Source organism: Halioxenophilus sp. WMMB6 (genome assembly GCF_033283405.1).
Taxonomy (GTDB): domain Bacteria; phylum Pseudomonadota; class Gammaproteobacteria; order Pseudomonadales; family Cellvibrionaceae; genus Halioxenophilus.
This window is the reverse complement of the sequence record NZ_JAWMQR010000004.1, coordinates 224,649-247,390: the sequence shown is the minus strand read 5'-3', so window position 1 is coordinate 247,390 and position 22,742 is coordinate 224,649. Positions and strand designations below refer to the sequence as shown.

The 22,742-nt window shown below is 55.1% G+C and carries 20 protein-coding genes; 12 read left to right on the top strand and 8 right to left on the bottom strand.

The window, feature by feature from the left end; translation table 11 throughout:
• Window positions 1-60 precede the first annotated feature (60 nt).
• Both SBL51_RS12900 and SBL51_RS12895 read left to right on the top strand, forming a co-directional pair.
• Window positions 61-1,353, top strand: coding sequence for an adenylosuccinate synthase (locus SBL51_RS12900; RefSeq protein WP_317931376.1), 1,293 nt, complete (start codon window positions 61-63; stop codon window positions 1,351-1,353).
• 419 nt (window positions 1,354-1,772) lie between these two features.
• Entirely contained in the window at window positions 1,773-2,720 is a 948-nt protein-coding gene (locus SBL51_RS12895; protein WP_317931375.1) for a LysR family transcriptional regulator, read from the top strand.
• Between the two features lie 64 nt (window positions 2,721-2,784).
• On the opposite strand, the gene SBL51_RS12890 is transcribed toward SBL51_RS12895, so the two are convergent.
• A complete protein-coding gene (locus SBL51_RS12890) occupies window positions 2,785-3,180 on the bottom strand; it encodes a hypothetical protein (RefSeq protein ID WP_317931374.1) in 396 nt (131 codons plus the stop codon).
• Window positions 3,181-3,369: 189 nt separating this feature from the next.
• Here SBL51_RS12890 and SBL51_RS12885 point away from each other — a divergent pair, with 189 nt between their 5' ends.
• Together SBL51_RS12885 and SBL51_RS12880 are read left to right on the top strand one after the other, a co-directional pair.
• Window positions 3,370-3,915, top strand: a complete 546-nt coding sequence (locus SBL51_RS12885; RefSeq protein WP_317931454.1) for a cupin domain-containing protein — start codon at window positions 3,370-3,372, stop codon at window positions 3,913-3,915.
• 70 nt (window positions 3,916-3,985) lie between these two features.
• Window positions 3,986-5,479 carry an aldehyde dehydrogenase gene (locus tag SBL51_RS12880; RefSeq protein WP_411860479.1) on the top strand — a complete coding sequence of 498 codons (1,494 nt, stop codon included), beginning with the start codon at window positions 3,986-3,988 and terminating at the stop codon, window positions 5,477-5,479.
• A gap of 1 nt (window position 5,480) precedes the next feature.
• Here the strand turns inward: SBL51_RS12880 and SBL51_RS12875 are convergent, their stop codons facing one another.
• Genes SBL51_RS12875 through SBL51_RS12865 form a run of 3 tightly spaced genes read right to left on the bottom strand, consistent with a single transcriptional unit; the run spans window position 5,481 to window position 9,129 of the window.
• Window positions 5,481-6,497: an agmatine deiminase family protein gene (locus tag SBL51_RS12875; protein ID WP_317931373.1), complete on the bottom strand. Its 1,017-nt coding sequence runs from the start codon at window positions 6,495-6,497 to the stop codon at window positions 5,481-5,483.
• Window positions 6,498-6,504: 7 nt separating this feature from the next.
• Window positions 6,505-7,782, bottom strand: a complete 1,278-nt coding sequence (locus tag SBL51_RS12870; protein ID WP_317931372.1) for an FAD-binding oxidoreductase — start codon at window positions 7,780-7,782, stop codon at window positions 6,505-6,507.
• A 9-nt stretch (window positions 7,783-7,791) separates the two neighbouring features.
• Window positions 7,792-9,129 (bottom strand): glutamine synthetase family protein, encoded by a 1,338-nt coding sequence (locus SBL51_RS12865; protein WP_317931371.1) that lies wholly within the window; start codon window positions 9,127-9,129, stop codon window positions 7,792-7,794.
• Between the two features lie 351 nt (window positions 9,130-9,480).
• Between SBL51_RS12865 and SBL51_RS12860 the strand changes: the two genes are divergently transcribed.
• From SBL51_RS12860 to aguB, 8 genes are all read left to right on the top strand, one after another.
• Window positions 9,481-10,227 carry a gamma-glutamyl-gamma-aminobutyrate hydrolase family protein gene (locus SBL51_RS12860; RefSeq protein WP_317931370.1) on the top strand — a complete coding sequence of 249 codons (747 nt, stop codon included), beginning with the start codon at window positions 9,481-9,483 and terminating at the stop codon, window positions 10,225-10,227.
• A 68-nt stretch (window positions 10,228-10,295) separates the two neighbouring features.
• Window positions 10,296-11,651, top strand: coding sequence for a glutamine synthetase family protein (locus SBL51_RS12855; protein WP_317931369.1), 1,356 nt, complete (start codon window positions 10,296-10,298; stop codon window positions 11,649-11,651).
• An 8-nt stretch (window positions 11,652-11,659) separates the two neighbouring features.
• Window positions 11,660-13,015, top strand: a complete 1,356-nt coding sequence (locus SBL51_RS12850; protein WP_317931368.1) for an aspartate aminotransferase family protein — start codon at window positions 11,660-11,662, stop codon at window positions 13,013-13,015.
• 162 nt (window positions 13,016-13,177) lie between these two features.
• Complete coding sequence (locus SBL51_RS12845; RefSeq protein ID WP_317931367.1) at window positions 13,178-14,320, top strand: extracellular solute-binding protein; 1,143 nt, start codon at window positions 13,178-13,180, stop codon at window positions 14,318-14,320.
• A gap of 96 nt (window positions 14,321-14,416) precedes the next feature.
• A complete protein-coding gene (locus SBL51_RS12840) occupies window positions 14,417-15,553 on the top strand; it encodes an ABC transporter ATP-binding protein (RefSeq protein WP_317931366.1) in 1,137 nt (378 codons plus the stop codon).
• Complete coding sequence (locus tag SBL51_RS12835; protein ID WP_317931365.1) at window positions 15,550-16,458, top strand: ABC transporter permease subunit; 909 nt, start codon at window positions 15,550-15,552, stop codon at window positions 16,456-16,458. Before SBL51_RS12840 ends, SBL51_RS12835 begins: the two co-directional genes overlap by 4 nt.
• Window positions 16,455-17,288 (top strand): ABC transporter permease subunit, encoded by an 834-nt coding sequence (locus SBL51_RS12830; protein WP_317931364.1) that lies wholly within the window; start codon window positions 16,455-16,457, stop codon window positions 17,286-17,288. The genes SBL51_RS12835 and SBL51_RS12830 overlap by 4 nt, the downstream gene beginning before the upstream one ends.
• A 63-nt stretch (window positions 17,289-17,351) precedes the next feature.
• Window positions 17,352-18,212 (top strand): N-carbamoylputrescine amidase, encoded by an 861-nt coding sequence (aguB, locus tag SBL51_RS12825; RefSeq protein WP_317931452.1) that lies wholly within the window; start codon window positions 17,352-17,354, stop codon window positions 18,210-18,212.
• Window positions 18,213-18,228: 16 nt separating this feature from the next.
• Here the strand turns inward: aguB and SBL51_RS12820 are convergent, their stop codons facing one another.
• The 4 genes from SBL51_RS12820 to SBL51_RS12805 all read right to left on the bottom strand — a co-directional run bounded on the left by SBL51_RS12820 (window position 18,229) and on the right by SBL51_RS12805 (window position 22,556).
• Window positions 18,229-19,155 carry a porin gene (locus tag SBL51_RS12820; RefSeq protein WP_317931363.1) on the bottom strand — a complete coding sequence of 309 codons (927 nt, stop codon included), beginning with the start codon at window positions 19,153-19,155 and terminating at the stop codon, window positions 18,229-18,231.
• 604 nt (window positions 19,156-19,759) lie between these two features.
• On the bottom strand, window positions 19,760-20,194 hold the full coding sequence (gene trxC, locus SBL51_RS12815; protein WP_317931362.1) for a thioredoxin TrxC: 435 nt from the start codon (window positions 20,192-20,194) through the stop codon (window positions 19,760-19,762).
• A 117-nt stretch (window positions 20,195-20,311) separates the two neighbouring features.
• On the bottom strand, window positions 20,312-21,490 hold the full coding sequence (cfa, locus tag SBL51_RS12810) for a cyclopropane fatty acyl phospholipid synthase (protein ID WP_317931361.1): 1,179 nt from the start codon (window positions 21,488-21,490) through the stop codon (window positions 20,312-20,314).
• A gap of 316 nt (window positions 21,491-21,806) precedes the next feature.
• The gene (locus tag SBL51_RS12805; protein WP_317931360.1) at window positions 21,807-22,556 is read right to left on the bottom strand and encodes a TIGR04219 family outer membrane beta-barrel protein; all 750 of its coding nucleotides are present in this window, start codon (window positions 22,554-22,556) and stop codon (window positions 21,807-21,809) included.
• Window positions 22,557-22,742 lie beyond the last annotated feature (186 nt).

Below are 22,742 nucleotides of genomic sequence, written 5' to 3'. Positions count from 1 at the left end.
CCTACTTACAGTTTTAGCCGCTGTCGTCGACAGCAATTACGGAGAGTTTAGAAACAAGCCATGGGTAAGAACGTCGTAATTTTAGGCACTCAATGGGGTGACGAAGGTAAGGGCAAAATTGTCGACCTGCTGACCGAGCAGGTCTCCCTGGTGACCCGCTTCCAAGGCGGCCACAATGCGGGGCATACCCTGGTCATCAATGGCGAAACCACGGTTCTGCACCTGATCCCCTCGGGTATTTTGCGCCCCGGCGTTAAGTGTGTGATTGGCAATGGGGTGGTGCTCTCGCCCGAGGCGCTGCTGCACGAGATTGAAGCCTTGGAGGAGAAGGGAATTCCGGTGCGCGAGCGCCTGTTGCTGTCGCCCGCCTGCCCTTTGATTCTGCCCTACCATGTCGCTCTCGATCAGGCCCGCGAGGCCGCCAAAGGCGATGCTAAAATCGGTACTACTGGCCGTGGCATTGGCCCCGCCTACGAAGATAAGGTGGCGCGCCGTGGTGTGCGCCTGGGCGATCTGCTCAATCCGGCTGCCTTTGCCGAAAAACTCAAAGAGGTGATGGCCTACCACAACTTTGTGCTCGAGCATTACCTCAAAGCCCCGGCGATCGATTTCCAAGAAACCCTCGATCAGGCCCTGGTCTGGGCTGAAGCGCTGAAACCGCTGATTGCTGATGTCACCGACCTGCTGCACGCGGCGCGAGAAAATGGCGACAACATTCTGTTCGAGGGTGCCCAGGGCTCCCTGCTGGACATCGACCACGGCACCTATCCCTTTGTGACCTCCTCCAACACCACCGCGGGTGGTGCTGCGACAGGCACCGGCTTTGGTCCGCTCTACCTCGACTATGTGCTGGGCATCACCAAGGCCTACACCACCCGGGTGGGCTCAGGCCCCTTCCCGACAGAGCTCAATGACGATGTGGGTGAATACCTGGGCAAAAAAGGTCACGAATTTGGTGCTACCACCGGCCGTAAACGACGCACCGGTTGGTTCGATGCAGTGGCGGTTAAACACGCTATCCGCATTAACTCGGTATCCGGAATCTGTCTGACCAAACTGGATGTGCTGGATGGTTTGGATGAGGTGAAGATCTGTGTCGCCTATCAGGATGCCAGCGGCCAACCAATGGCTATTCCCGCCGATGCCGACGGCTGGGCCAATGTTCAGCCCGTGTATGAGACTCTGCCAGGCTGGCAGGAGAGCACCTTTGGCGCCAAGTCCATGGCCGAGCTGCCTGCCGCCGCTCAAAACTACATTGCGCGTCTGGAGGAGTTAACGGGCGCGCCCGTGGATATTGTCTCCACCGGGCCAGACCGCAATGAGACGGTCGTCTTAAGGCATCCTTTCGCTTAACACCCCTTCGCGTAGGTGCCCAGCCTTGGCTTAGGGCGCCGCTCTTCACCGGCCTCGATTCTGCCACTCTGGCTACAGCGAGGCCGGGTTCTCTATCTCACCGGCTGTTAAGTCCATCGCATTAGCTTTCATTCAGGCAAAAAAAACCCGCAACGTGTGCGGGTTAGAAAATATTTTGCTAGCGGGAGTGACAAACTCGTTGTTGATCAGGCAAATGGCCTTTTCAACCTTGAACCCAGTAGATTTGGCGACTCTACTGCGTCGATATCCTTTCGTTTCAGAACTGATATTGATTGTAAGGTTAGTGTAGAGAGCTCTATTCCGCAAATGGCATATATTCACGTAGACTATGAATAATTTTCAATATGCTTGACCGGTCGGGCTGATGTTCATCTATTAACGCGGGCAGAGGAGTACCGATGGACTTAAAATCGCTGGTACAGACTGATCTGAACCTGCTGGTGGTATTACAGGTGCTGTTGGAAGAGGGCAGCGTTTCCAGAGCTGCGCAGAGGCTCTATTTAACCCAATCTGCAGTCAGTAAGGCGCTGGGCCGGTTGCGAGAGTTGTATAACGATCCGCTATTTACCCGTTCAGCCCAGGCGATGGTGCCAACCCCCAAAGCACTGGCGCTGCAGGAGCAATTGCCGGCGGTGATGACGGCACTCAATCAGCTGATTACTCCCCAGGAGTTCAACCCCGCGACCGTGCGCGCTTCGATTCGTATGGCGGTGGGTGAACACGCTGGTATTGTCCTGCTGCCGCCGCTGATAGAGCGGATACAGCAAGATGCACCAGGGTTGCAGCTACAGGCGCTCAACCGGGTAGAGCACCAGTTGGACCTGCTGGCGGCCGGCGAACTTGATTTTGCCCTGCATATGCAACACCAAAGCTACCCCAGTGACTTTGTCTATCGCACGCTATTAACCAGTTTGCCGGGATTGATGGTGCGGGCGGGACACCCGCTGACCAACAGCCTGGTGAGTCGCGAAGAGATCAATCAATTGAAGTTTGTGCGTCTGATGATGCCGGATGAGAAGGAGCTGGAGTTTCTGGCGCAGATCGATTTGGGAAAGTTGGTAAGCGCGGAGGAAAATACTGTTTTTCAAACGTCACACATCGGCACCGCGATAGAGGTGGTGCGTCGAACCGATTGTGTATTGCCCATCCCCAAAATTATGGCCATCGACAAGATAATTACCACGGGGATGGCCTGGTTGCAGTTTCAACCCTTTGCCAATTACGCCATCAATTACACCCTGGTTAACCACGTGAGAACGGAGAATTCTCCGTTACACCGCTGGCTGGCTGAAGTTATTCAGGAGGTGGCCGCCGTCGTGGCTGGTCCACAACGGCGGATAACTTGATAACGCACCGGTAGTGCTAATGGTGCCGGTTACCCGCTAAAGAGCCGGTAACCGTTGGCGAAGGCTACTCCTCCTCGCCAAACAGATCGGGATGCTGTTGCAACATGTTGCGGCGACACTCTTTATCGTCGCCACACTGGTTCTCGATCTCTGTTCTGATTCGATCGCGCTCTTGCGCGCGTTCGGAGCGGAGTTTATCGACACAACTTTTATCACCTTTGCAGGCTTCCATCTCTTTTTTACGTTCTTCGCGCATCTCTTCCATACGCATCATGTGCTCTTTGCGCGCTGCCTCCAGGCACTGTTGGTTGTTGCCACAGTCGCTGCGATCATGCATTTCCCTCTGCGAGTGCATTTGATCCCGGTTAGCGTTGTTGTTCTCACTGTTGTGTTGTTGTGCCCAGGCGGTAACTGCAGACAGCGATAACACCAAGGCAACGGCCAATTTTTTTGCTCTCATCAAAGTATCCCCTCGTTATAGAATTGCAGGCCTGCATGGTGGCCCGGTTTAATATTAGCGTTCGCTTCCCTGCGGGGAGGCGCGCCAAGTCAAAGTATGACAGCAACGCCGGCAAAATATTCGTTGGTATCCATTGAGTAGGGCGTTCTCGCCCGATTGGGAAAGGTGTCGAGGTGACGTTGAGTGACTATTAATGTTGGCGAGCGGTTACGTCAGATGCGACAGGCAAAGGGGCTGTCACAACGTGAGCTGGCAAAGTTAGCGGGTGTGACCAACAGCACCATCTCATTGATAGAACAAAACCGGGTCAGCCCCTCGGTTGCTTCATTAAAAAAAGTTCTTGATGGTATTCCGATGACGCTCTCAGAGTTTTTCACTCTGGATGTTCAAGCCAACGAAGCCAACTATTTTTACTCGCCGCAACAGCAGCCGGATATCGGCAGTGATGGCTTGCACTATTTTCTGGTGGGAGCGGATCACAAGGATCGAAAAATTACCCTGTTGCGGGAGGTGATAGAGCCAGGGGCGGACTCCGGAGCCGATTTAATTACGCACGACGGGGAAGAGTGCGGTATTGTCATCGACGGCGAAGTTGAGTTAACCATTGGTGATGTGCAACGGGTGCTGGTGGCGGGCGAGGGTTACTATTTCGATACCCGCACGCCGCACCGTTTTCGCAACCGTTCCGATAAAACCGTCATTATTATCTCGGCAAGCACACCGGTAACGTTTTAATAACAGCGCCGCTGTTTTCGCAGAGCAACATTAAAAGAGTTAGCAATTTTTACTGATCGAGGTTGATACCGTGAGCGATTTTAGCCACTGGCAGCAAAAGGCCGCCAAGCTCCAATTTCCAAATGCCATCGTTATTCAGGGCGAACGCCTACAGGCGGCGAGCGGGGCAACCTTTGCCTGTATCAGCCCCATTGATGGCAGCGTGCTGGTGGAGGTGCCCGCCTGCAGCGAACAGGATGTGAATTTAGCGGTGGCCAGCTGTCGGCAAACCTTTGCAAGTGGAGTCTGGTCGGAGCTGGCACCGGCGCGGCGCAAGCGGGTGTTGCAGGATTTTGCTGAACTGGTCAAGGCACACACCGAAGAGCTGGCGCTGTTAGAAACCCTGGATATGGGGAAACCGATTACCGATTCGCTGAAGGTTGACCTGCCCGCTTCGGTACGCGCACTCGCCTGGCACGCGGAAGCGATCGATAAGGTTTACGATGAGGTTGCCCCCACGCCCAGTAATGAGCTGGGCCTGGTTACCCGCGAACCACTGGGTGTGATCGCCGCCATTGTGCCGTGGAATTTTCCGCTGTTGATGGCCTGTTGGAAACTGGGCCCGGCCCTGGCCACCGGCAATTGTGTGGTGTTGAAGCCCTCCGAGAAGTCGCCGTTAACGGCGATGCGTCTGGCGGAGTTGGCCCTGGAGGCGGGTATTCCGCCCGGTGTGCTCAACGTGGTCACCGGTACCGGGCCAGAAGCCGGCGAACCATTGGCGCGGCACATGGATGTCGATGGTTTGGTCTTTACCGGCTCGACCGGTGTCGGCAGGCACCTGCTGAGCCTGGCAGGCCAGACCAATATGAAACGCACCTTTGTCGAATGTGGTGGCAAGAGTCCAAACATCGTCTTCCCCGATGCCCCCGATCTCGACAAGGCAGCCGCGGCGGCCGCGGTGGGAATCTTCTTCAATCAGGGCGAGGTGTGCACAGCCGGTTCCCGCCTGTTGGTGCACAACAGCATCAAAGCGGAGTTCCTGCAGAAGGTGATTGCCGCCGGCAAAAATATGCAGCCGGGGCATCCGCTCGATCCAACCACCACCATGGGCGCGCTGGTCGATAAGGGGCAGCTGGAACGGGTATTGGGCTATATCGAAAAGGGCCAGAATGAAGGTGCCACACTGGCCTTGGGTGGCGCCCAGGCCATGGCTGAAACCGGTGGTTTTTATCTGCAACCCACTATCTTCGACGGTGTGCAAAACAGCATGACCATCGCCCAGGAGGAGATCTTTGGCCCGGTGCTCTCCTGCATTGGCTTTGATACCGAGGAAGAGGCCATCGCTATTGCCAATGACAGTCAGTTCGGCCTGGCGGCGGCACTCTGGACGGCCAATTTGGGACGGGCACATCGGGTGGCGAAAAAACTGCGCGCCGGCTCAGTGTGGATTAACTACTACGATGGCGGCGATATGACGGCGCCCTTCGGTGGCTTTAAACAATCCGGTAACGGCCGCGATAAATCTCTGCACGCCATGGAAAAATACACTGAAATCAAAGCCACCTGGATTAACCTGGCTGATTAACTCAACGGCTGTTGTTACCCGGTAGCGGCTGCTGCTGGGTAATGCAGTGAATATTGCCGCCACCGGTAACCAGCACCTGGCTATCCACCTGCACCACCTGGCGATTGGGGAAAGCACTCTGCAACACCCGGTAGGCTTCACTGTCGTAGTCGCTCAAGCCGTAGCTTGGCACCACCACGCCGCCATTAGCGATATAAAAATTGATGTATGACTTGCCCAGCCGCTCGCCGTGAAAATAGGCCGATGGCGGCTGCTCGATAGTGGTGATTTCAAATGCCCGCCCCTGGCTATCGCGGCTATTTTTCAATAGCTCGATATTGCTTTGCAGTATCTCGTAGTTTGGATCCTTGCTGTCGGAGCAGGTGAGCGCGACGATTTTTCCCGGTGCCGTAAAGCAGGCAAACTGATCGACATGGCCATCGGTGTGGTCGTCGTACAAGCCGCGCTCGAACCAGATCACCTGGTTGACCCCGAGTGCCTCCTTCAGGTAACTCTCCACCGTGGATTGCGGTAGCTGGCCATTGCGATTGCTGTTGAGCTGCACATTTTGGGTGGCCAGACAGGTGCCAGCGCCATCCACGTGAATGGCTCCGCCCTCGTTGATCAGCGGGCTGGCCAGGCGGGGAATACCCAGGTGCGTGAGCAGCTTCTCAGCCACCCATTGATCCTGTTCGTGGGGAAATTTACCCCAGCCGTTAAAACGCCAGTCGATCCCCATAATGGCACCTGATTCTACATTTTGCACAAATGTGGGGCCGATATCGCGCATCCAGGAGTCATCCAGCTCCCAGGCGACAACGCTCACCTGCGGGCAAAGCCGCCGGCGGGCATCCTCCAACAGGTGGGTGGGGGTGAGCATGGTGACCGGTTCAAAGTGGGCGATGGCGTTGGCCACCGCGGCGTAGTTAATACGGGCCCCTTCAATATTGCCCCGCCAGAGTGATTCGTTGCAGGGCCAGGCCATCCAGCAGCGCTCGTGTGGCGTCCATTCGGCGGGCATGACAGTTTGATTGCTCATAGCTTTCTCACGGTAGCAGGTCTTGTAACCGGAACCAGGCCATGGCCAGCACCAGTGCCGGCGTGCGCAGCAGGCGGCCACCGGGGAAGGTGTGGTGTGGAATTCGGCTGAATACATCAAAGCGTTCGGCGGTGCCGGCGATGGCGTCGGCCATTAATTTACCGGCCAGACCGGTGGCGGCGATGCCGTGGCCGGAGAAGCCCTGGGCAAAAAAGATGTTTTTGCTAAGCCGGCCAAAGTGGGGTGCCCGGTTCATGGTGATGGCGACAAAGCCGCCCCAGGCGTAATCGATGTTCACATCGCCCAGGCTTGGGAAGACCGTACGCATGCGCTTGCCCATGGCCTGCGCCAGATTGGGCGGTGGCAGGGTGGAGTAGGAGACGCGGCCGCCAAACAGCATGCGCCAGTCGTGGGAGAGGCGGAAATAGTCCAGAACAAAGTTGATATCGGCTACCGCCAAATTGCTGGGCAGCAACTGCCGGGCGCGCTCTTCGCCAAGCGGTTCACTGGCGCAGATGTAGGTGCCCACGGGCATAATTTTGTTGGTCAAGGGTGTGGTCAGGCCACTTAGATAGGCGTTGCCTGCCAGTACAAAGTAGTCGGCACTCACCTGCCCCTGGGCGGTGCTGATCAATACCGGCTCCCCCTCCTGCACGGCAGTGGCAGCACTCTGCTGATAGATTTGCACGCCAGCGGCGGCCGCCGCTTTGGCCAGGCCCAGGGTGTAGTTGAGTGGGTGCAGGTGGCCGCTGTTGCTGTCGTAGAGGCCGGCGATATAACGCTCGGAGTTAACTTCGCTGCGCACCCGCTCCTCTGGCCAGTACTCCAGGCTGTGGTAGTTGTAATCTTTGGCCAAAGTCTCAGACCACTCGTGCAGGTCCCGTGCCTGCCGCGGTTTAATGGCCACGTGGGCGTGGCCCGGCTGAAAATCACACTCGATATTGTGTTGGCTGATGCGTTGCCGCAGCAGGTCGAGCCCCTCGACACTGCTCTGCCAGATTTTTCTGGCGTCGTCCTTGCCCACCAGTTTTTCAATGGTGGGCTGCTCTGCGGCCAGCCCAAAAATCATCTGGCCGCCACTGCGGCCGCTGGCGCCGAAGCCTATTTCATGGGCCTCGAGCAGCACCACGGAGTAACCTTTTTCTGCCAGGTTCAGGGCAGTGGTGAGGCCGGTGATGCCGCCACCTAATACACAGACGTCGGCGCGCACCGACTCGGTCAACACGGGAAAGTCGGCTTGCCAGTTGCGACTGGCGAAGTACCACGAATTATAAAAATCAGTCATCGGATCAAGCTAAATAGTTTGCAAATACCAATCGTATTCCAGAGGTGTGATGGTTTGGTTGAAGTGGTTGATCTCCGCCTGTTTCAGGTGGCTGAACACTTTCTGAAACTCGCTGCCAAAATAGTTTTTAATCCAACTGCTGTTGCTGAATAAATTAATTGACTGCTGCCAGTGGTAGGGGTTGCTGGGTTTGCTTTTGGCGTAGGCGTTGCCGCTGATGGCCTCATCGCAGTTGCACTTCTGTTGCAGTCCCCAGTGCATGCCGGCCAACACGGCAGCGACCACCAGATAGGGGTTGGTATCGGCACCCGCCAGGCGGTGTTCAATACGCAGGCTGTCGGGTTTGGAGAGTGGAATGCGCAAGGCCACGGTACGGTTGTTGTAACCCCAGGAGTTGTTCAGGGCGACGTAGGAGTCCGGCCGGAAGCGGCGATAGGAGTTGGCGTGGGGAGCATAGAGCAGCATCGCCTGGGCCAGGGTCTGTTGCATACCGCCGATGGCGTGGTGCAGATTGGCTTCGTCAGCGGCGAAAATATTTTCACCTTGCTCATCGTAGCAGCTGACGTGCACATGGCTGCCGCAACCGGACTGATCAAAGTAGGGCTTGGCCATAAAGGTGGCCTGGTAACCCATTTGCCGGGCGACATGCTTCACCGCCCGTTTGAGTAACAGGGCATCGTCGCAGGCTTTGATGATGTCGTGGGTGTGCAGCAGATTAATTTCAAACTGGCCGGGTGCGCATTCAGAGACGGCGGCATCGGCGCGTATATTTTGAATATCGCAGGTGTTTTGAATAGCTTCGATAAATTCGCCATAGGCGTCCAGGTCGTCCATGTAGTAGACCTGGCTGCTCTGTTCCGGTTGCTGGGTAAAGGGATTGATAGGCGGCTTCGGTTTACCTTCAAACTCCTGGTGCAACAGGTAGAACTCCAACTCAACGGCAATACAGGGGTGGTAGCCGTCGGCCTGTATGCGGTGAATAATGTTGCGCAGTACTTCCCGGGGGTTGGCTAAAAAGGGGCTGCCATCGGGGTTTTGCATATTTAGCAAAACCTGTGCTCGTCCGGGCGCCCAGGGTACTGGCGTGAGGGAGGCTTGAATGGCCGGGCAGATGTAATCGGCATCACCCATATCAAAGCCGAGCCCGGTCTCCTCGCAGGGTTCACCGCTGATATCTGAGGCAAACAGTGAGGCGGGGAACATGGCGCCTTCGCTGAAGATTTTTTCGGCGGTGTTTGAGGGAACCCGCTTGCCGCGAATCACACCGTTGCAATCTGGTAATAAAAGGTCTAGATACTCAAATTGATCCTGAAAATTATTTAACAGGTCGTCAGGGTTAGTACTCATAATTATCGCTTCGGTTGAACTTGGCCGGGCAGCGACACCAACGCAGGGTCACCGGCAGGTGACAGTGGGCGGGCAGTGTAAGTCAACGATGTTCAGTCTTGCCTAAATGGTTTGCATGGCCATAAAGTGTTCATAATATTAAACATAAGTTACGCTTGGGTTCAATCGTGGTGCATTTATTGTTCAAAATCCCAGCTAAAAGCCGGCAAAAAAATTGCATTACCCAGCTCCAATTTGATATGCAAATGAATTGCCAAGCTCAAAACAATCCGAGTGTTAATTATATTAAACACCTCTAATCTGTGTGGGGCGTAATTCAAAAGCGTTCTGTTTATTAGGAAAGGCGAAAACATGTTAAGCCGTGTTGGTTTCCCGGCCTGCCGTAAGATGATTGGTAATCACGCTTATCACTGTGTGGGTGAAAAGTATATCGCCGCAGTGACGGCAGTGGTGGGCGCGGTGCCTATGTTGTTGCCGGCGGTCACTGCCAGTGTGCCCCATGACGCTTTTTTGGATTCCGTCGACGGGTTGCTGTTTACCGGCAGTTACTCCAATGTGGAACCTCACCACTATGGGGCGGAGCAGGAGCTGGAGAACGGCTTGATTGACCCCGAGCGGGATGCACTAACCCTGGAGCTGATTCAGTTGGCGGTTGCCCGCGGCATGCCGGTGTTGGGTATCTGCCGGGGCTTTCAGGAGATCAACGTCGCTTTGGGTGGGAGTCTCTATCAGCAGGTCCATGCCACTGGTGAACACGCCGACCACCGAGAGGACAACAGCCAAAGCCTGGCAGAGCAGTATGACGTAAGCCATCCAATTACGATTCAACCGGGTGGAGTGCTGGCAGAAATATGGCCTGAGGCCGAGGTGATGGTCAACTCCCTGCATGGCCAGGGGGCGGATCGGTTGGCACCGGTTTTAAAGGCCGAGGCACTAGCGCCCGATGGCCTGGTTGAGGCTATCTCGCTACCGGGTAAACCGCTGTTAGGGGTGCAGTGGCACCCGGAGTGGCAGGTGCAAAATAACCCATTTTATCGGCAGATATTCCTTTGGTTTAAACAGCAGGTAGAACTGTACCGGGCAACTAATAATGGGTAGGGACGGTTGCCAACCGTCTGGTGAATAGCAGCACCCAAACAATTTTGAAGCAACCAAAAAGTGATTTCATGATAAACGATGAAAGCCAGTTAAAACTGTGGCTTAAAGAGAATGGCATTACCGAAGTAGAAGCGTTAGTCCCCGATATGACCGGCAATGCCCGGGGTAAAATCCTCCCCGCCAGTAAATACCTGAACAACGAAACCACCCGTCTGCCCGAGGCGATTTTCATTCAAACGGTTACCGGCGATTGGCCGGATGACGAAGCGATTGATGATCTGGTGCACCCAGCGGATATCGATCTCTATCTAAAACCCGATACCTCCACCATCCGCATGGTGCCGTGGGTGGATGAGCCCACCGCCCAGATTATCCACGACTGCTACGATGCGCAGGGTAATCTTCACCCTCTGGCGCCGCGCAATGTTTTAAAGCGTGTGCTGGCGCTCTATGAGCGGGACGGTTTACGCCCAGTGGTTGCGCCGGAGTTGGAATTTTATCTGGTACAGAAAAATACCGATGCTGATTTTCCGCTGCAGCCGCCAATTGGCCGCTCCGGTCGTCCGGAGCGGGCCCGGCAATCCTACTCGATAGACGCCGTCAACGAGTTTGACCCGCTGTTTGAAGAGATGTACGACTTCTGTGATGCCATGGAATTGGATGTGGATACCTTGATTCACGAATCCGGCGCGGCGCAGATGGAGGTTAACTTTGAACACGCCGACCCGCTGTCGCGTGCGGACCAGGTGTTTCTGTTTAAGCGTACCATTCGCGAAGTGGCTATGCGGCACAACGTCTATGCCACCTTTTTGGCCAAGCCCATGCAGAATGAGCCGGGCAGTTCGATGCATATCCACCAATCACTGGTGGATAGCGCCACTGGTAAAAATATTTTTTCCGGCCCCAATGGTGAGCTGACCGACGTCTTTAAAAATTACCTCGCCGGTCTGCAACACTTCACGCCGACAGCGATGTTGCTCTACGCCCCCAATGTTAACTCCTACCGTCGAATTCTGTTTGGCGACGCCGCACCCAATAACACTCATTGGGGGTTTGACAACCGGACCGCCGGTTTGCGGGTGCCGGTCTCCACGCCGGAAGCGACCCGGGTGGAGTCCCGTTTTGCCGGGTCGGATGTGAATCCCTATCTCGCCATAGCGGCCACCCTGGCCTGCGGCTATTTGGGCATGAAACACAAAATGGTACCGAGCGATGCTGTGGTGGGTGATGCCCATGAGTTGGGTTCCAATCTGCCCAAAACTATCGAACACTCCATGGCGCTGCTCTCCGAGCCCAATGAGTTATCGGAAATTCTGGGCGAGAAATTTGTGAAGGCTTATGTCGCCATCAAGTTTAAAGAGTACGAAACCTTCTTCCAGGTGATCAGCTCCTGGGAGCGTGAATATTTGTTGTTAAATGTGTAGGACCCGTAATGACTTCCACCGCTGATTTTCAAGCTATCGACGCCGCCCATCATCTGCACCCGTTCACCGACCCGGGCGATTTGGCCCGCAAGGGCACCCGCATCATCACCCGCGCCGATGGCGTCTTTATCTACGACTCCAACGGCAATGAAATTCTCGATGGGATGTCTGGTCTTTGGTGTGTGAACGTTGGCTACGGTCGCGAGGAGTTGGTTGAGGCGGCCGCAAAACAGATGCGCCAGCTGCCTTACTACAACAGCTTTTTTCAGTGCACCACGCCTCCGGCCATTGAGCTTTCAGAGATGCTCAGCGAAATATCACCGGCACACATCAATCATGTCTTTTATACCTGTTCCGGTTCGGAGGCCAACGACACCATCATCCGTATGGTGCGTTACTACTGGGCGTGCCAGGGTAAGCCCACTAAAAAAGCCTTTATCTCCCGCAAAAATGCCTACCACGGTTCCACCATTGGCGGCACCAGCTTGGGCGGTATGACTCATATGCACAAGCAGGGTGATCTACCGATTCCCGGCGTGTACCACATTAATCAGCCCTACTGGTTTGGTGAGGGCTTTGACGAAGACCCCAACGCCTTTGGTGTGCGTGTGGCACAGGAATTGGAAGCCAAAATTTTGGAGTTGGGAGAGGATCAGGTTGCCGCATTTATAGGTGAACCGATTCAAGGTGCTGGCGGAGTGATTATTCCCCCTGACTCCTACTGGCCGGAAATTAAACGCATCTGTGACAAGTACGAAATTCTGTTAATAACCGATGAGGTCATTTGCGGTTTCGGTCGCACCGGCAAATGGTTTGGAGCCGATTATTACGGTGTTACCCCCGACCTGATGCCTATTGCCAAAGGTTTGTCGAGTGGCTATATGCCGATAGGCGGAGTCCTGGTGGCCGACCACATTGCGGAAACCTTAAAAGCGGCTGGGGACGACTTCCATCATGGCTTCACCTACTCGGGCCATCCCACGGCGGCGGCCGTCGCCTGTGCCAACCTGAAAATTATGCATCGCGAAGGGCTGGTCGACCGGGTCGCCACTGAGTTGGCTCCCTATTTTGCCAAGGTTATGCAACCCCTGGCCGACCACCCGCTGGTGGGTGAGGTACGCACCACCGGGCTGCTTGGGGCGGTGGAGTTAATGCAGGACAAATCCAGTCACCAGTTTTTTGAAAATAAAGGCGCGGCAGGTACCCTCTGCCGGGACTTGAGTATTGAAAATGGTCTGGTGATGCGCGGCGTGGGTTCCACCATGATTATGTGCCCGCCCTTAGTGATTACTACCGAGCAGTTGGACCTGATGGCGGAGCGTGTGGCTAAAACGCTGGACGATGCCGCCAAGGTTTTGTTGTAAGTAAAAATCCATAGACTCCGGCAGCAGAAGATTTACACTCTAGCGGCGAAATCTGGTTGGCGGGGTCTGCTTGAATGGGTTGTGTGGGCCACGCAGTATTGGTGGCTTGGTCAGAAAGGCGCTACCGGTGTTTGCACCAAAATTTTATTTAAGGGGAACATAATGAAATTAAAACCACTGTATTGTTTAACGGCAGCGTTCGCGGCGCTGGTTCTTGCCGGCTGTGAAAAGTCTGAAGAGAAAGCAGCCGAGACTGCTGTAGAGCAACCCGCTGCCGCCAAGGAAGTGAAAGTTTATAACTGGAGCGACTACATCGGCGAAGAGGTGATCGGCAAGTTTGAAGCGGCGTCTGGTATTAAAGTGACCTACGACGTGTTTGATTCCAACGAAGTGCTGGAAGGCAAACTGCTGGCTGGCCGTACTGGCTACGATGTAGTGGTACCGACTATCGACTTTATGGCTCGCCAAATTCAGGCGGGTGTTTTTCTACCTCTGGATAAATCCAAGCTGACCAACTACGACAAGCTGGATCCCAAATTGATGGCCACTCTGGCCAATCTGGACCCTGGCAATGCCTATGGTGTGCCCTATATGTGGGGTACCACTGGTATCGGTTTTGTTGAAAGCAAGGTGGTGGAAGCGCTCGGCGAGGATGCGCCGCTCGACTCCTGGGAGCTGGTTATGAACCCGGATAACCTGGCCAAGTTGAAAGATTGTGGTGTCTCCTTCCTGGATGCGCCAACAGAAATCTTTGCCGCGGCGCTGCACTACCTGGGTAAAGACCCTAACTCACTCGACTCTGCCGATTACGAAGGTGAGGCCAAGGCGTTGTTGAAATCCCTAGCGCCAAGCATTACCTATTTCCACTCCTCAAAATATATCGATGACCTGGCTGCCGGTGAGATCTGTGTTGCCGTGGGTTGGTCTGGTGATATCGCCCAGGCAATGGTTGATGCCGAAGAGGCCGAAAACGGCGTGGAAATCAGTTACGTTATTCCGAAAGAGGGTGCCTTGCTGTGGGTGGATATGTTGGGTATTCCCAAAGATGCCACCAATGTTGATGAGGCATTGGCCTTTATCGACTACCTGATGAGCCCGGAAATTGCGGCGGAAAATACCAACTACATTTGGTACCCCAACCCAATTCCAGCCTCTATGCCAATGATTGATGAAGAGATCACCTCCGACCCAAGCATCTATCCGCCCGAGGATGTTATGGCCAAACTCTACTCCGCGACTGTTAAGCCAGCGGAGATTGATCGGGTAATTAACCGCGCCTGGACAGAAATTAAAACTGGCCAGTAACGGCGTTAATGGGTGCCCCTCGGTTGGGGCACTCTATTTCCCCAGCGTTGGTAACCACCAGCGCTTTTTTGTGACCCATTGAGTTAGGTTTAGCGAGTGCAAGCTACCAGTCAAATTGAGACAGGCACGGAATCTTCTGCTACGGAAGAAGCCTACGTAAAAATTGAGAAGGTCAGCAAAAATTTTGATGGCTTTCTGGCGGTGAACAACGTCAGTTTGAGCATTAAAAAAGGGGAGATATTTGCCCTGCTGGGAGCTTCCGGTTGTGGTAAGTCCACGTTGCTGCGCATATTGGCCGGTTTTGAAAAGCCCAGCAACGGCGAGATTTTTCTGCAGGGGCAGTCGCTCAATGGTTTGGAACCCTTTCAGCGGCCGATCAACATGATGTTTCAGTCCTACGCGCTGTTTCCGCATATGACGGTGGAGCAGAATCTCGCCTTTGGTCTTAAGCAGGATAAGCTCAGCAAGGCGGAAATCGCCCACAAGGTGAACGAGAAACTGACGCTGGTGGATATGGAGCACCTGCGTAAACGCAAACCGCATCAGCTCTCCGGTGGCCAGCAACAACGGGTTGCCTTAGCCCGCTCGCTCATCAAAGAACCAAAATTGCTGTTGTTGGACGAACCCATGGGTGCACTGGATAAAAAACTGCGCTCGCGCATGCAGCTGGAGGTGGCCAATATCATCGACAAGCTGGGGGTGACCTGTGTCATGGTGACCCACGACCAGGAAGAGGCGATGACCATGGCCGACCGCATCGCCATTATGGAGGCCGGTGAAATTCGTCAGGTGGGTACGCCCGATGAGATCTACGAGCAGCCAAACAGCCGTTACACGGCAGAATTTATCGGCTCGGTGAATATCTTTTCCGGAGTTATTGGTGAAGACGAGCCGGATTACGTTACCGTGATCACCGAAGAGTGTGAGCACCCCATTTTAATTGGTCACGGTATTACCTGTTTCCCCGGCCAGAATGTCAGTGTTGCCGTGCGCCCGGAGAAGGTCGGTATCAGTAAAGAGAAGCCCGATCAGGAACAGAATGCCGAGCAGGGGGAGATTAAAGACATCGCCTATTTGGGCTCCCATTCGGTTTATCACGTGCAGCTGGCCAGTGGTAAACGGGTATTGGCCACCGAGCTCAACGCCATCCGCTGGGCTGGCGATCGTCTCACCTGGGGTGACCAGGTTTGGGTCTATTGGGGTGACAACGCCGGCGTGGTGCTCACCCAATGATAGCGATTGTGAAGCGCCTGCTCCCGCCTGGAAAATTTTGGGTTGTATTGCCGCCTTACCTTTGGCTGTTGCTCTTTTTTGCCATCCCCTTTCTGATTATTTTCAAAATATCGCTATCCAAAGCCGTTATTGCCCAGCCGCCCTACACGCCACTGTTTGAATACGCCCATGAAAAACTCAACGTGGTTTTCAACTTTGGTAACTACCTGTTTCTGTTCAGTGACTCGCTCTACATCAATGCCTATTTAAGCTCGTTAAAAATTGCGGCCATCTCCACGCTGTTTTGTCTGTTGATCGGTTACCCCATCGCCTACACCATTTCACGAATGAAAGGATCGTTGCAGAGCCTGTGTCTGATGCTGGTGATTCTGCCCTCCTGGACCAGCTTTCTGATTCGCGTCTATGCCTGGATGGGGATTTTAAAAAATAACGGCATTATCAATAACGTGCTGATGTGGATGGGGGTTATTGATGAGCCGATCCGTATGCTGAATACTGAGTTCGCGGTTTACATCGGTATTGTTTACACCTACCTGCCGTTTATGGTGTTGCCGCTCTACGCCAACCTGGTGAAGTTGGATATCCGCTTTTTGGAGGCGGCGGCGGATCTCGGCGCCGGGCCGGTACGCAGTTTCTTTGCCATTACCTTGCCGCTCTCACGGGCGGGTATTATTGCCGGTTCCATGCTGGTGTTTATTCCCGCGGTTGGTGAATTCGTAATTCCGGAGCTGTTGGGTGGGGCCGAGATATTAATGATCGGTAAAGTCCTGTGGGGTGAGTTCTTTGGTAATCGCGATTGGCCGGTGGCCTCGGCGGTGGCGACGCTGATGCTCATCATTCTGATTGTGCCGATCATACTGTTCCATCGCTATCAGTTTGGTGAGCTAGAGGAGGCGAACGGATGAGTCAAAAAGGGGGTGTCTCCCGTCTCAGTAAAATCTTTCTCGGGTTTGGTTTTTTCTTTCTCTATGCGCCCATGGCGGTGCTGATTGTCTACTCCTTTAACAGCTCCAGCCGGGTTAATGTCTGGGCTGGCTTTTCGGTTAAGTGGTACGGCGAGCTGTTTCGCGATGATGCCATGATGACGGCGGTGGGCATCAGCCTGCGCCTGGCGGTGCTGACCGCATCGGCCTCGGTGGTGTTGGGTACGCTGGCGTCACTGGTGTTGGCACGTACCGGCCGTTTTCGCGGCAAGATGTTGTTTGGTGGCATGGTCACCGCGCCGCTGGTAATGCCCGATGTGATTACTGGTTTGTCGCTGTTGCTGCTGTTTGTGGGCTTGGCCAACGCCATCGGTTGGCCGGCCGAACGCGGTTTTCTTACCATCTGGATTGCCCATGTCACCTTCTGTATGGCGTTTGTGACGGTGGTGGTCTCCTCGCGGCTGGCGGAGATGGATCGCTCCCTGGAGGAGGCGGCCATGGATCTGGGTGCGAACCGCTTCAAAACATTTATCTTTATTACCTTGCCAATCATTGCGCCGTCGTTGGTCTCTGGTTGGTTGTTGGCTTTTACGCTGTCGCTGGATGACCTGGTGATTGCCAGCTTTGTCTCTGGCCCTTCGTCGACGACTTTACCGATGATTGTCTTCTCCTCGGTGCGTTTGGGGTTGAGCCCCAAGATTAACGCCCTGGCGACAATCATGATTACGGTGGTCTTTATTGGCGCGATGCTGACCTACTGGATGATGCAACGCGACGAGAAGCGGCGGCAGGCCAGCGCCAATCAGCACTAAGCAAGCCTGTGCCATAGGCACGGTGGGCGAAAGTTTGAGGAACCGTAATTCATGAATCACGCAATACCCAGGGTGGTGACGGTCGCCGCCACCCAGATGGCCTGTACCTGGGATCGAGAGCAAAACATTGCTAGCGCCTCTGCGCTGGTGCGTTCGGCCGCTGCCCAGGGCGCCAATATTATTCTTATCTCAGAACTGTTTGAAACCCCTTACTTTTGCAAGGACCAAAATCCCGATCTTTTTAGTCTGGCCGCTCCCTTGGCGGGCAACCCGCTGGTTGCGCACTTTGTCGAGCTCGCCCGCGAGTTGGGTGTGGTATTGCCCATCAGCTATTTTGAGCGGGACAACAATGCCTACTTTAACTCCCTGGTGGTGATCGACGCCGACGGCACGGTGCTGGATAACTACCGTAAAAGCCATATTCCCAATGGTCCCGGGTATCAGGAGAAACAGTACTTTTCACCGGGTGATACCGGCTTTAAAACCTGGCAGACCCGGTTTGGCAGGATTGGCGTGGCGATCTGTTGGGATCAGTGGTTTCCAGAGGCGGCCCGGGCGATGGTGCTGGAAGGGGCGGAACTGCTTTTCTATCCAACCGCCATTGGCTCAGAGCCCCAGGCTGCGGACTATGACTCCCGGGATCACTGGCAGCGGGTAATGCAGGGGCACAGTGCTGCCAATATGGTGCCGGTGATCGCCTCCAACAGGGTTGGTAGTGAGGTGGGCGGTAGCTGCGAGATCACCTTCTACGGCTCGTCGTTTATCACCGACAACACCGGTGCCAAGTTGGGCGAGCTGTCACGCACCGAGACCGGTGTGCTGGTCCACTCCTTCGATCTGGATCGTCTGCAGCACGAGCGCACGGCCTGGGGGCTGTTCCGCGATCGGCGCCCGGAACTGTACGGACGCCTATTGGATTACTGAGTTCGAGCTTGGTCGACTAGAAAAATTTCGATAGCTTGTGTTCAAAGCCGACTGCAAAGTAGCTGCGTTGGTCGGCATCCTCTCGATCGATATTGGCATACCAGGCGAATACCTTGGTGCGTTTGCCAAAGTGGTAGTCGACACCCAGGTTGCTGGTGGTGTCCTTCTCCATGGTTTGCAGCTGGCCGCGCAATTCCCACTTGCCGATTGGGTAGGCATAGCTCACCAAGCTGCCGGAGCGGGAGTCGCCCTGGCCGTCGGCGGGCTCCTGGGTTTGCGCCATAAAGCCCAGTTTGCCGCCGGCCAGCTTGAACTGAACGCTGGCCCGAGTTACGTCAAAGCCCTCTACGTCAAAGTCGTGGGCCACGGCTGCGAAGAGTCTGCTTTTTTTCAGTGATTGGTCGCCATAGAAGAGGCCGGCAGAGACCGCTGAATCACCGTCCGCTTCTTTTTCTGCCTGGTAGGTGATTATGAGGCGTGCATCGCGGTAGCTAGGGGTGGTGATGGTGGCCACGTCGGAGAGTCGGTTTTCCCCTTTCCAGATGGTTTTTATGTCGCCCTCATAGTGGTTGTAGAGGTCGATTTTGCCCTGGGCCATCCATACCGCCGTAAAGTTACGGCCGAGGGTCACCTCGCCGTAACCGGTGCGAATCCCCACATACTGGGGACGCTCGGTGAGGGACTCGTCGCCATCCTCAGCGGTGATATCCACCTTCCACTCAAGTCGATAGACCGCGGTAATGCCCTCTTCCACTGGCAGAGTACCCTTTACGCCAATCCAGGAGTTATTGCTGCGAATTTCGGTAAAGCCGCCGTCACCTTCATCGGAGTACTGGCCGTCAACGTTGAGTTTGGCGTAGAGCTCGCCTTGAGCAGGAGTCTCTTCGGCGGCGCACAGGGCGGGTAAGAGGGCTAGGGGAAGTAGAATAGAACTTTTTTTCATAAACATATAATAAGGAGTATATAGCTTGCATAATTAACACTCTTAACCCTAGTTGCTTTGTTCCGTTTCGCAAGTATTGAGGAGTCGGCGACAGCCGAGTGGTGATGGTTAGTTGGCGGCGAAGTAGGGGGGTAAGCCAATCTACTGTTGGCGAGCTGTGCCGGGGTGGTGCGGTTACAGCCTGTCATCGGGCCGCTCTCAGTGAATATTCGCCCCAACCTGTTTGTGCATGTCATACGGGTGATTTTGAATCGCGTAGGGTTTATCGGCGGTAGCTGTTTTGAAAATGATGGCCGCTTTCTCTTCGGTGGTTTCGAGCAAATTACCCCGTTACCTGATTTGATCAGTAGCTTCGCACCGTGCCTCCAACTATTCCCATCCTGTCGTAGGGGGAATCTGTGTGCTGAGCACCAAAATCTGAGTTTGCTGAGTGTATCCCTGAACAGACACGGTGCCGGCAAGGGCTAACGGGAATCTCCAGGGCTCCTCGTGGCTGTTAAAGATTCAATGTTGCTCAAGGCTCATAGCCCTAGTGGTGAACATGGCCGCATCTGCGTTGACGCTATTGCTTGTGCGGGGTGTTGTCAGGCTGCAGGGCGCTATGTCAGATTCCTTTCTGTTGCAGCCATTGGCGCAATTGGGGTAGGGGCAGGGCTCCGGATAGGCGGTCGAGTTCGCGACCTTCGTGCAGCAGAATCAAAGTCGGGATAGAACGAATCTGCCACTGGCCAGCGATGGTTTGATACTGCTCGGTGTTGAGTTTCGCCAGACGTAACCTGGGTTCGAACTCGCCGGCGGCCTGTTCAAACACCGGCGCAAAGGTTCGGCAGGGGCCGCACCAGGGGGCCCAGCAGTCCACCAGAATCGGGGTTTGGTTGTTGCGCATGAGCGGCTCAAAATTGGACGGGGTCAGCTCCATGGGGGCACCGTAGAAGAGGGGCTGTTTACAGCGGCCGCACTTTGGGTTGTCGGCCAGTCGCTCGGTTGGTAGGCGGTTGGTGGCGCTACAGTGGGGACAGGTAATATTGGTTGTGGTCATGACGGGCTCATCTGGGCTGTTTCTGCCAATATTGGGTCCGGAGCTGGTAAATACAAGAAACGCGCCGCGCCGGGCGGTGGCTTAGAGCCCCGGCCGAGCGCCTAAGCGACAACCCGATTAACGCGGGCAGCGATAGCTGGCGGTGCGTTGCGGGTGGGCCAGTACCAGTTGCCAGAGTTGCCCGCGGCGGCTGCGGAAGAAGGCCGCACAGCCGTACAGGTAGTAGAGCCACATACGGTAAAAGCGCTGGGAGTAGTTGGCGTCGAGCTCTGGCCACGCCCTTTGGAAGTTCTCGGCCCAAGCCATCAGGGTTAAATCATAGTCCTGGCCGAAGTTGTGCCAATCCTCCAGGCGGAAGTGGCCGAGGGTGGCGTCCTGCAGGTGTTTGCGCGAGGCGACATTGCCGTTGGGGAAGATATATTTATCGATGAAGGGCTCCGGCCGGTGGCTGGTTTGCTCCTCGCCAATGGTGTGCAACAGGAACAGGCCGTCTGTTTTTAGCAGCCGTTTCGCCGTGTGAAAGAAGGTGGGGTAGTTCTTGGCGCCGACGTGTTCAAACATGCCCACCGAGGCGATGCGGTCAAAGGTGCCGTTCAGCGAGCGATAGTCCTGTAACTTTATGGTTACCGGCAACCCGGCAACGCGCTCGTCGGCCAGCCGTTTCTGTTCTTTGGAGATGGTAACGCCCACCACCGAAACACCGTAATTTCTGGCGGCAAATTCAGCCAGCCCACCCCAGCCGCAGCCGATATCGAGCAGCCGCATACCGGGTTTGAGCTCCAACTTGCGGCAGATCAGATCCAGCTTGTCGATTTGCGCGCTATTGAGGTCGGTGGCCTGTTGCCAGTAGCCGCAGCTGTAACTCATGGTGGGGTCGAGCATGCGGTTGTAGAGGTCGTTGCCAATATCGTAGTGGACCTCACCGACGATGTGGGCCCGTTGCTCGGTTTGGTGGTTGAGAAGGGTGTATTTGATGGCGGAAAGTGCCAGGCGCAGCCGGTTGATGCCGCCCAGTTTGGTGCTTAATTCCGCCTTTAGCATGCGAGTGAGTAGCTGGTCTACCTGCGGGCAATCCCACCAGCCTTCCATATAAGCCTCGGCGAAGCCGAGCGCCCCATGGCGCAGTAGTCGGGTAAATAGTTTGGCGTTGTGTACCTGTAAATCCCAGGGGCGATTGCCATTAATGCGGATATCTGCTTGCGCCAATACTGCCTGAATTCGATCGAAGAACCTGCTCGATGTGATAGCGCTGCTGGCATCGCTAAGGGTGTTGAATTGCTCATGTAATAAGCCCATACGACCTCCCTCATCTTGGTTGATCTTCTAACCTGTTTGCCTTCTGTTAACTGCCTCTATGCTTACGATTGGAAATGTGATGAATAGAAAACCCTAATTTATGGCGCGCGGCTCCATTTTGCAAAAAAAATTGCTGCTCTAACTGCCCGGATGGGGGCGGGGGTGCTGGGTGCTTAGTTCGGAGACGTGATTTAAATTCTCTTTTTGGCGTTCGTAGCGGTGTCGGGCTGGAAGGGGAGTAGTGTTCGGGTTTTGAGCCGGGAGGGTTGGGGGTGCTCAGGCTGAGGGCGTGTGTGGCACGCCCCGCCAGTTGCCCTTAGAAGGCGATCATGATCTGAGCGTAGGGCCCGTCCATGGTGATGTCAGACTGGATATCGCTTTCGTCCAGTTCGATGCTGAAGCTGCGGTAGCCCACTTCGAAGTCGAGATCAGCCAGGAAGGGGATAATATCGGTGGAGTAGCCGATGCGGGCGTTGTAGTCGACCATGGAGCTGTCGCCAACGGAGAGGCCGTTAACCTCGGCGCCCAGGTAAAGTCCAGTGAAGGGCAGGTCTAGGCGGACATCGGCAAAGAGCATGGGTACAGCGACGTCCAGGTCGACAGTTTCGGTCATGCCCAGGGTGTTGGAGACGGCAGTGGCGTCACCGCTGAAAGCGCGCACGGTCAGGCCAAAGTCGACATCGAGGTAGAATTCCGGCAGGCCCCAGTAGAGGGTGTAGTCGGTGTGGCTGAGGTCGATATCGGTGAGCAGATCGGCGCCGACGGTGAAGGTCTGCTGATCGAGGGTGAAGTTTTCGGTCAGAAAGGCATCACCTTCATACTCCAGCTTGGTCTGTTTGATGCGAATATTGGGGATGACTGGAATGGGGTGTTCCAGTGCGACGCTGTAGAAGGTCGCTTGGTCGTCATCCAGGTTAAGGATGTCCACATCGGTGACCGATTCGCCGAGATCTCCGCTGGCGGAGGTGTCCCAAATCCCGGCGGCGAGTTTCAGATCAATCACGGGCGCGGCCATGGCGCTGCCGGCAGAACAGAGGAGTGTGGTGGCAAGGATTTTTTTAAGCATCTGCAATTCCCTATCGGTTCGTCGTTATCTTGTGTGTTATGGGCAGATACTTGGTCTGTCCATAGTGCTTACGCAGTGGCAAGGTTGGTCGGAGTCATGTGAACTCTTGGTTTAACTCTCATAAAGCGCTGCTGTTTGAGGCGTTGTCATGCGGCCGCAACCGTCGGTTGGCAGCACTGACACTCT

Excerpts from the sequence above, each read along its gene's own strand:
- SBL51_RS12900 (WP_317931376.1), top strand. The coding sequence starts at position 61 with ATGGGTAAGAACGTCGTAATTTTAGGCACTCAATGGGGTGACGAAGGT.
- SBL51_RS12895 (WP_317931375.1), top strand. The coding sequence starts at position 1,773 with ATGGACTTAAAATCGCTGGTACAGACTGATCTGAACCTGCTGGTGGTA.
- SBL51_RS12890 (WP_317931374.1), bottom strand. The coding sequence starts at position 3,180 with ATGAGAGCAAAAAAATTGGCCGTTGCCTTGGTGTTATCGCTGTCTGCA.
- SBL51_RS12875 (WP_317931373.1), bottom strand. The coding sequence starts at position 6,497 with ATGAGCAATCAAACTGTCATGCCCGCCGAATGGACGCCACACGAGCGC.
- SBL51_RS12870 (WP_317931372.1), bottom strand. The coding sequence starts at position 7,782 with ATGACTGATTTTTATAATTCGTGGTACTTCGCCAGTCGCAACTGGCAA.
- SBL51_RS12865 (WP_317931371.1), bottom strand. The coding sequence starts at position 9,129 with ATGAGTACTAACCCTGACGACCTGTTAAATAATTTTCAGGATCAATTT.
- SBL51_RS12860 (WP_317931370.1), top strand. The coding sequence starts at position 9,481 with ATGTTAAGCCGTGTTGGTTTCCCGGCCTGCCGTAAGATGATTGGTAAT.
- SBL51_RS12855 (WP_317931369.1), top strand. The coding sequence starts at position 10,296 with ATGATAAACGATGAAAGCCAGTTAAAACTGTGGCTTAAAGAGAATGGC.
- SBL51_RS12850 (WP_317931368.1), top strand. The coding sequence starts at position 11,660 with ATGACTTCCACCGCTGATTTTCAAGCTATCGACGCCGCCCATCATCTG.
- SBL51_RS12845 (WP_317931367.1), top strand. The coding sequence starts at position 13,178 with ATGAAATTAAAACCACTGTATTGTTTAACGGCAGCGTTCGCGGCGCTG.
- SBL51_RS12835 (WP_317931365.1), top strand. The coding sequence starts at position 15,550 with ATGATAGCGATTGTGAAGCGCCTGCTCCCGCCTGGAAAATTTTGGGTT.
- SBL51_RS12830 (WP_317931364.1), top strand. The coding sequence starts at position 16,455 with ATGAGTCAAAAAGGGGGTGTCTCCCGTCTCAGTAAAATCTTTCTCGGG.
- SBL51_RS12820 (WP_317931363.1), bottom strand. The coding sequence starts at position 19,155 with ATGAAAAAAAGTTCTATTCTACTTCCCCTAGCCCTCTTACCCGCCCTG.
- trxC (WP_317931362.1), bottom strand. The coding sequence starts at position 20,194 with ATGACCACAACCAATATTACCTGTCCCCACTGTAGCGCCACCAACCGC.
- cfa (WP_317931361.1), bottom strand. The coding sequence starts at position 21,490 with ATGGGCTTATTACATGAGCAATTCAACACCCTTAGCGATGCCAGCAGC.
- SBL51_RS12805 (WP_317931360.1), bottom strand. The coding sequence starts at position 22,556 with ATGCTTAAAAAAATCCTTGCCACCACACTCCTCTGTTCTGCCGGCAGC.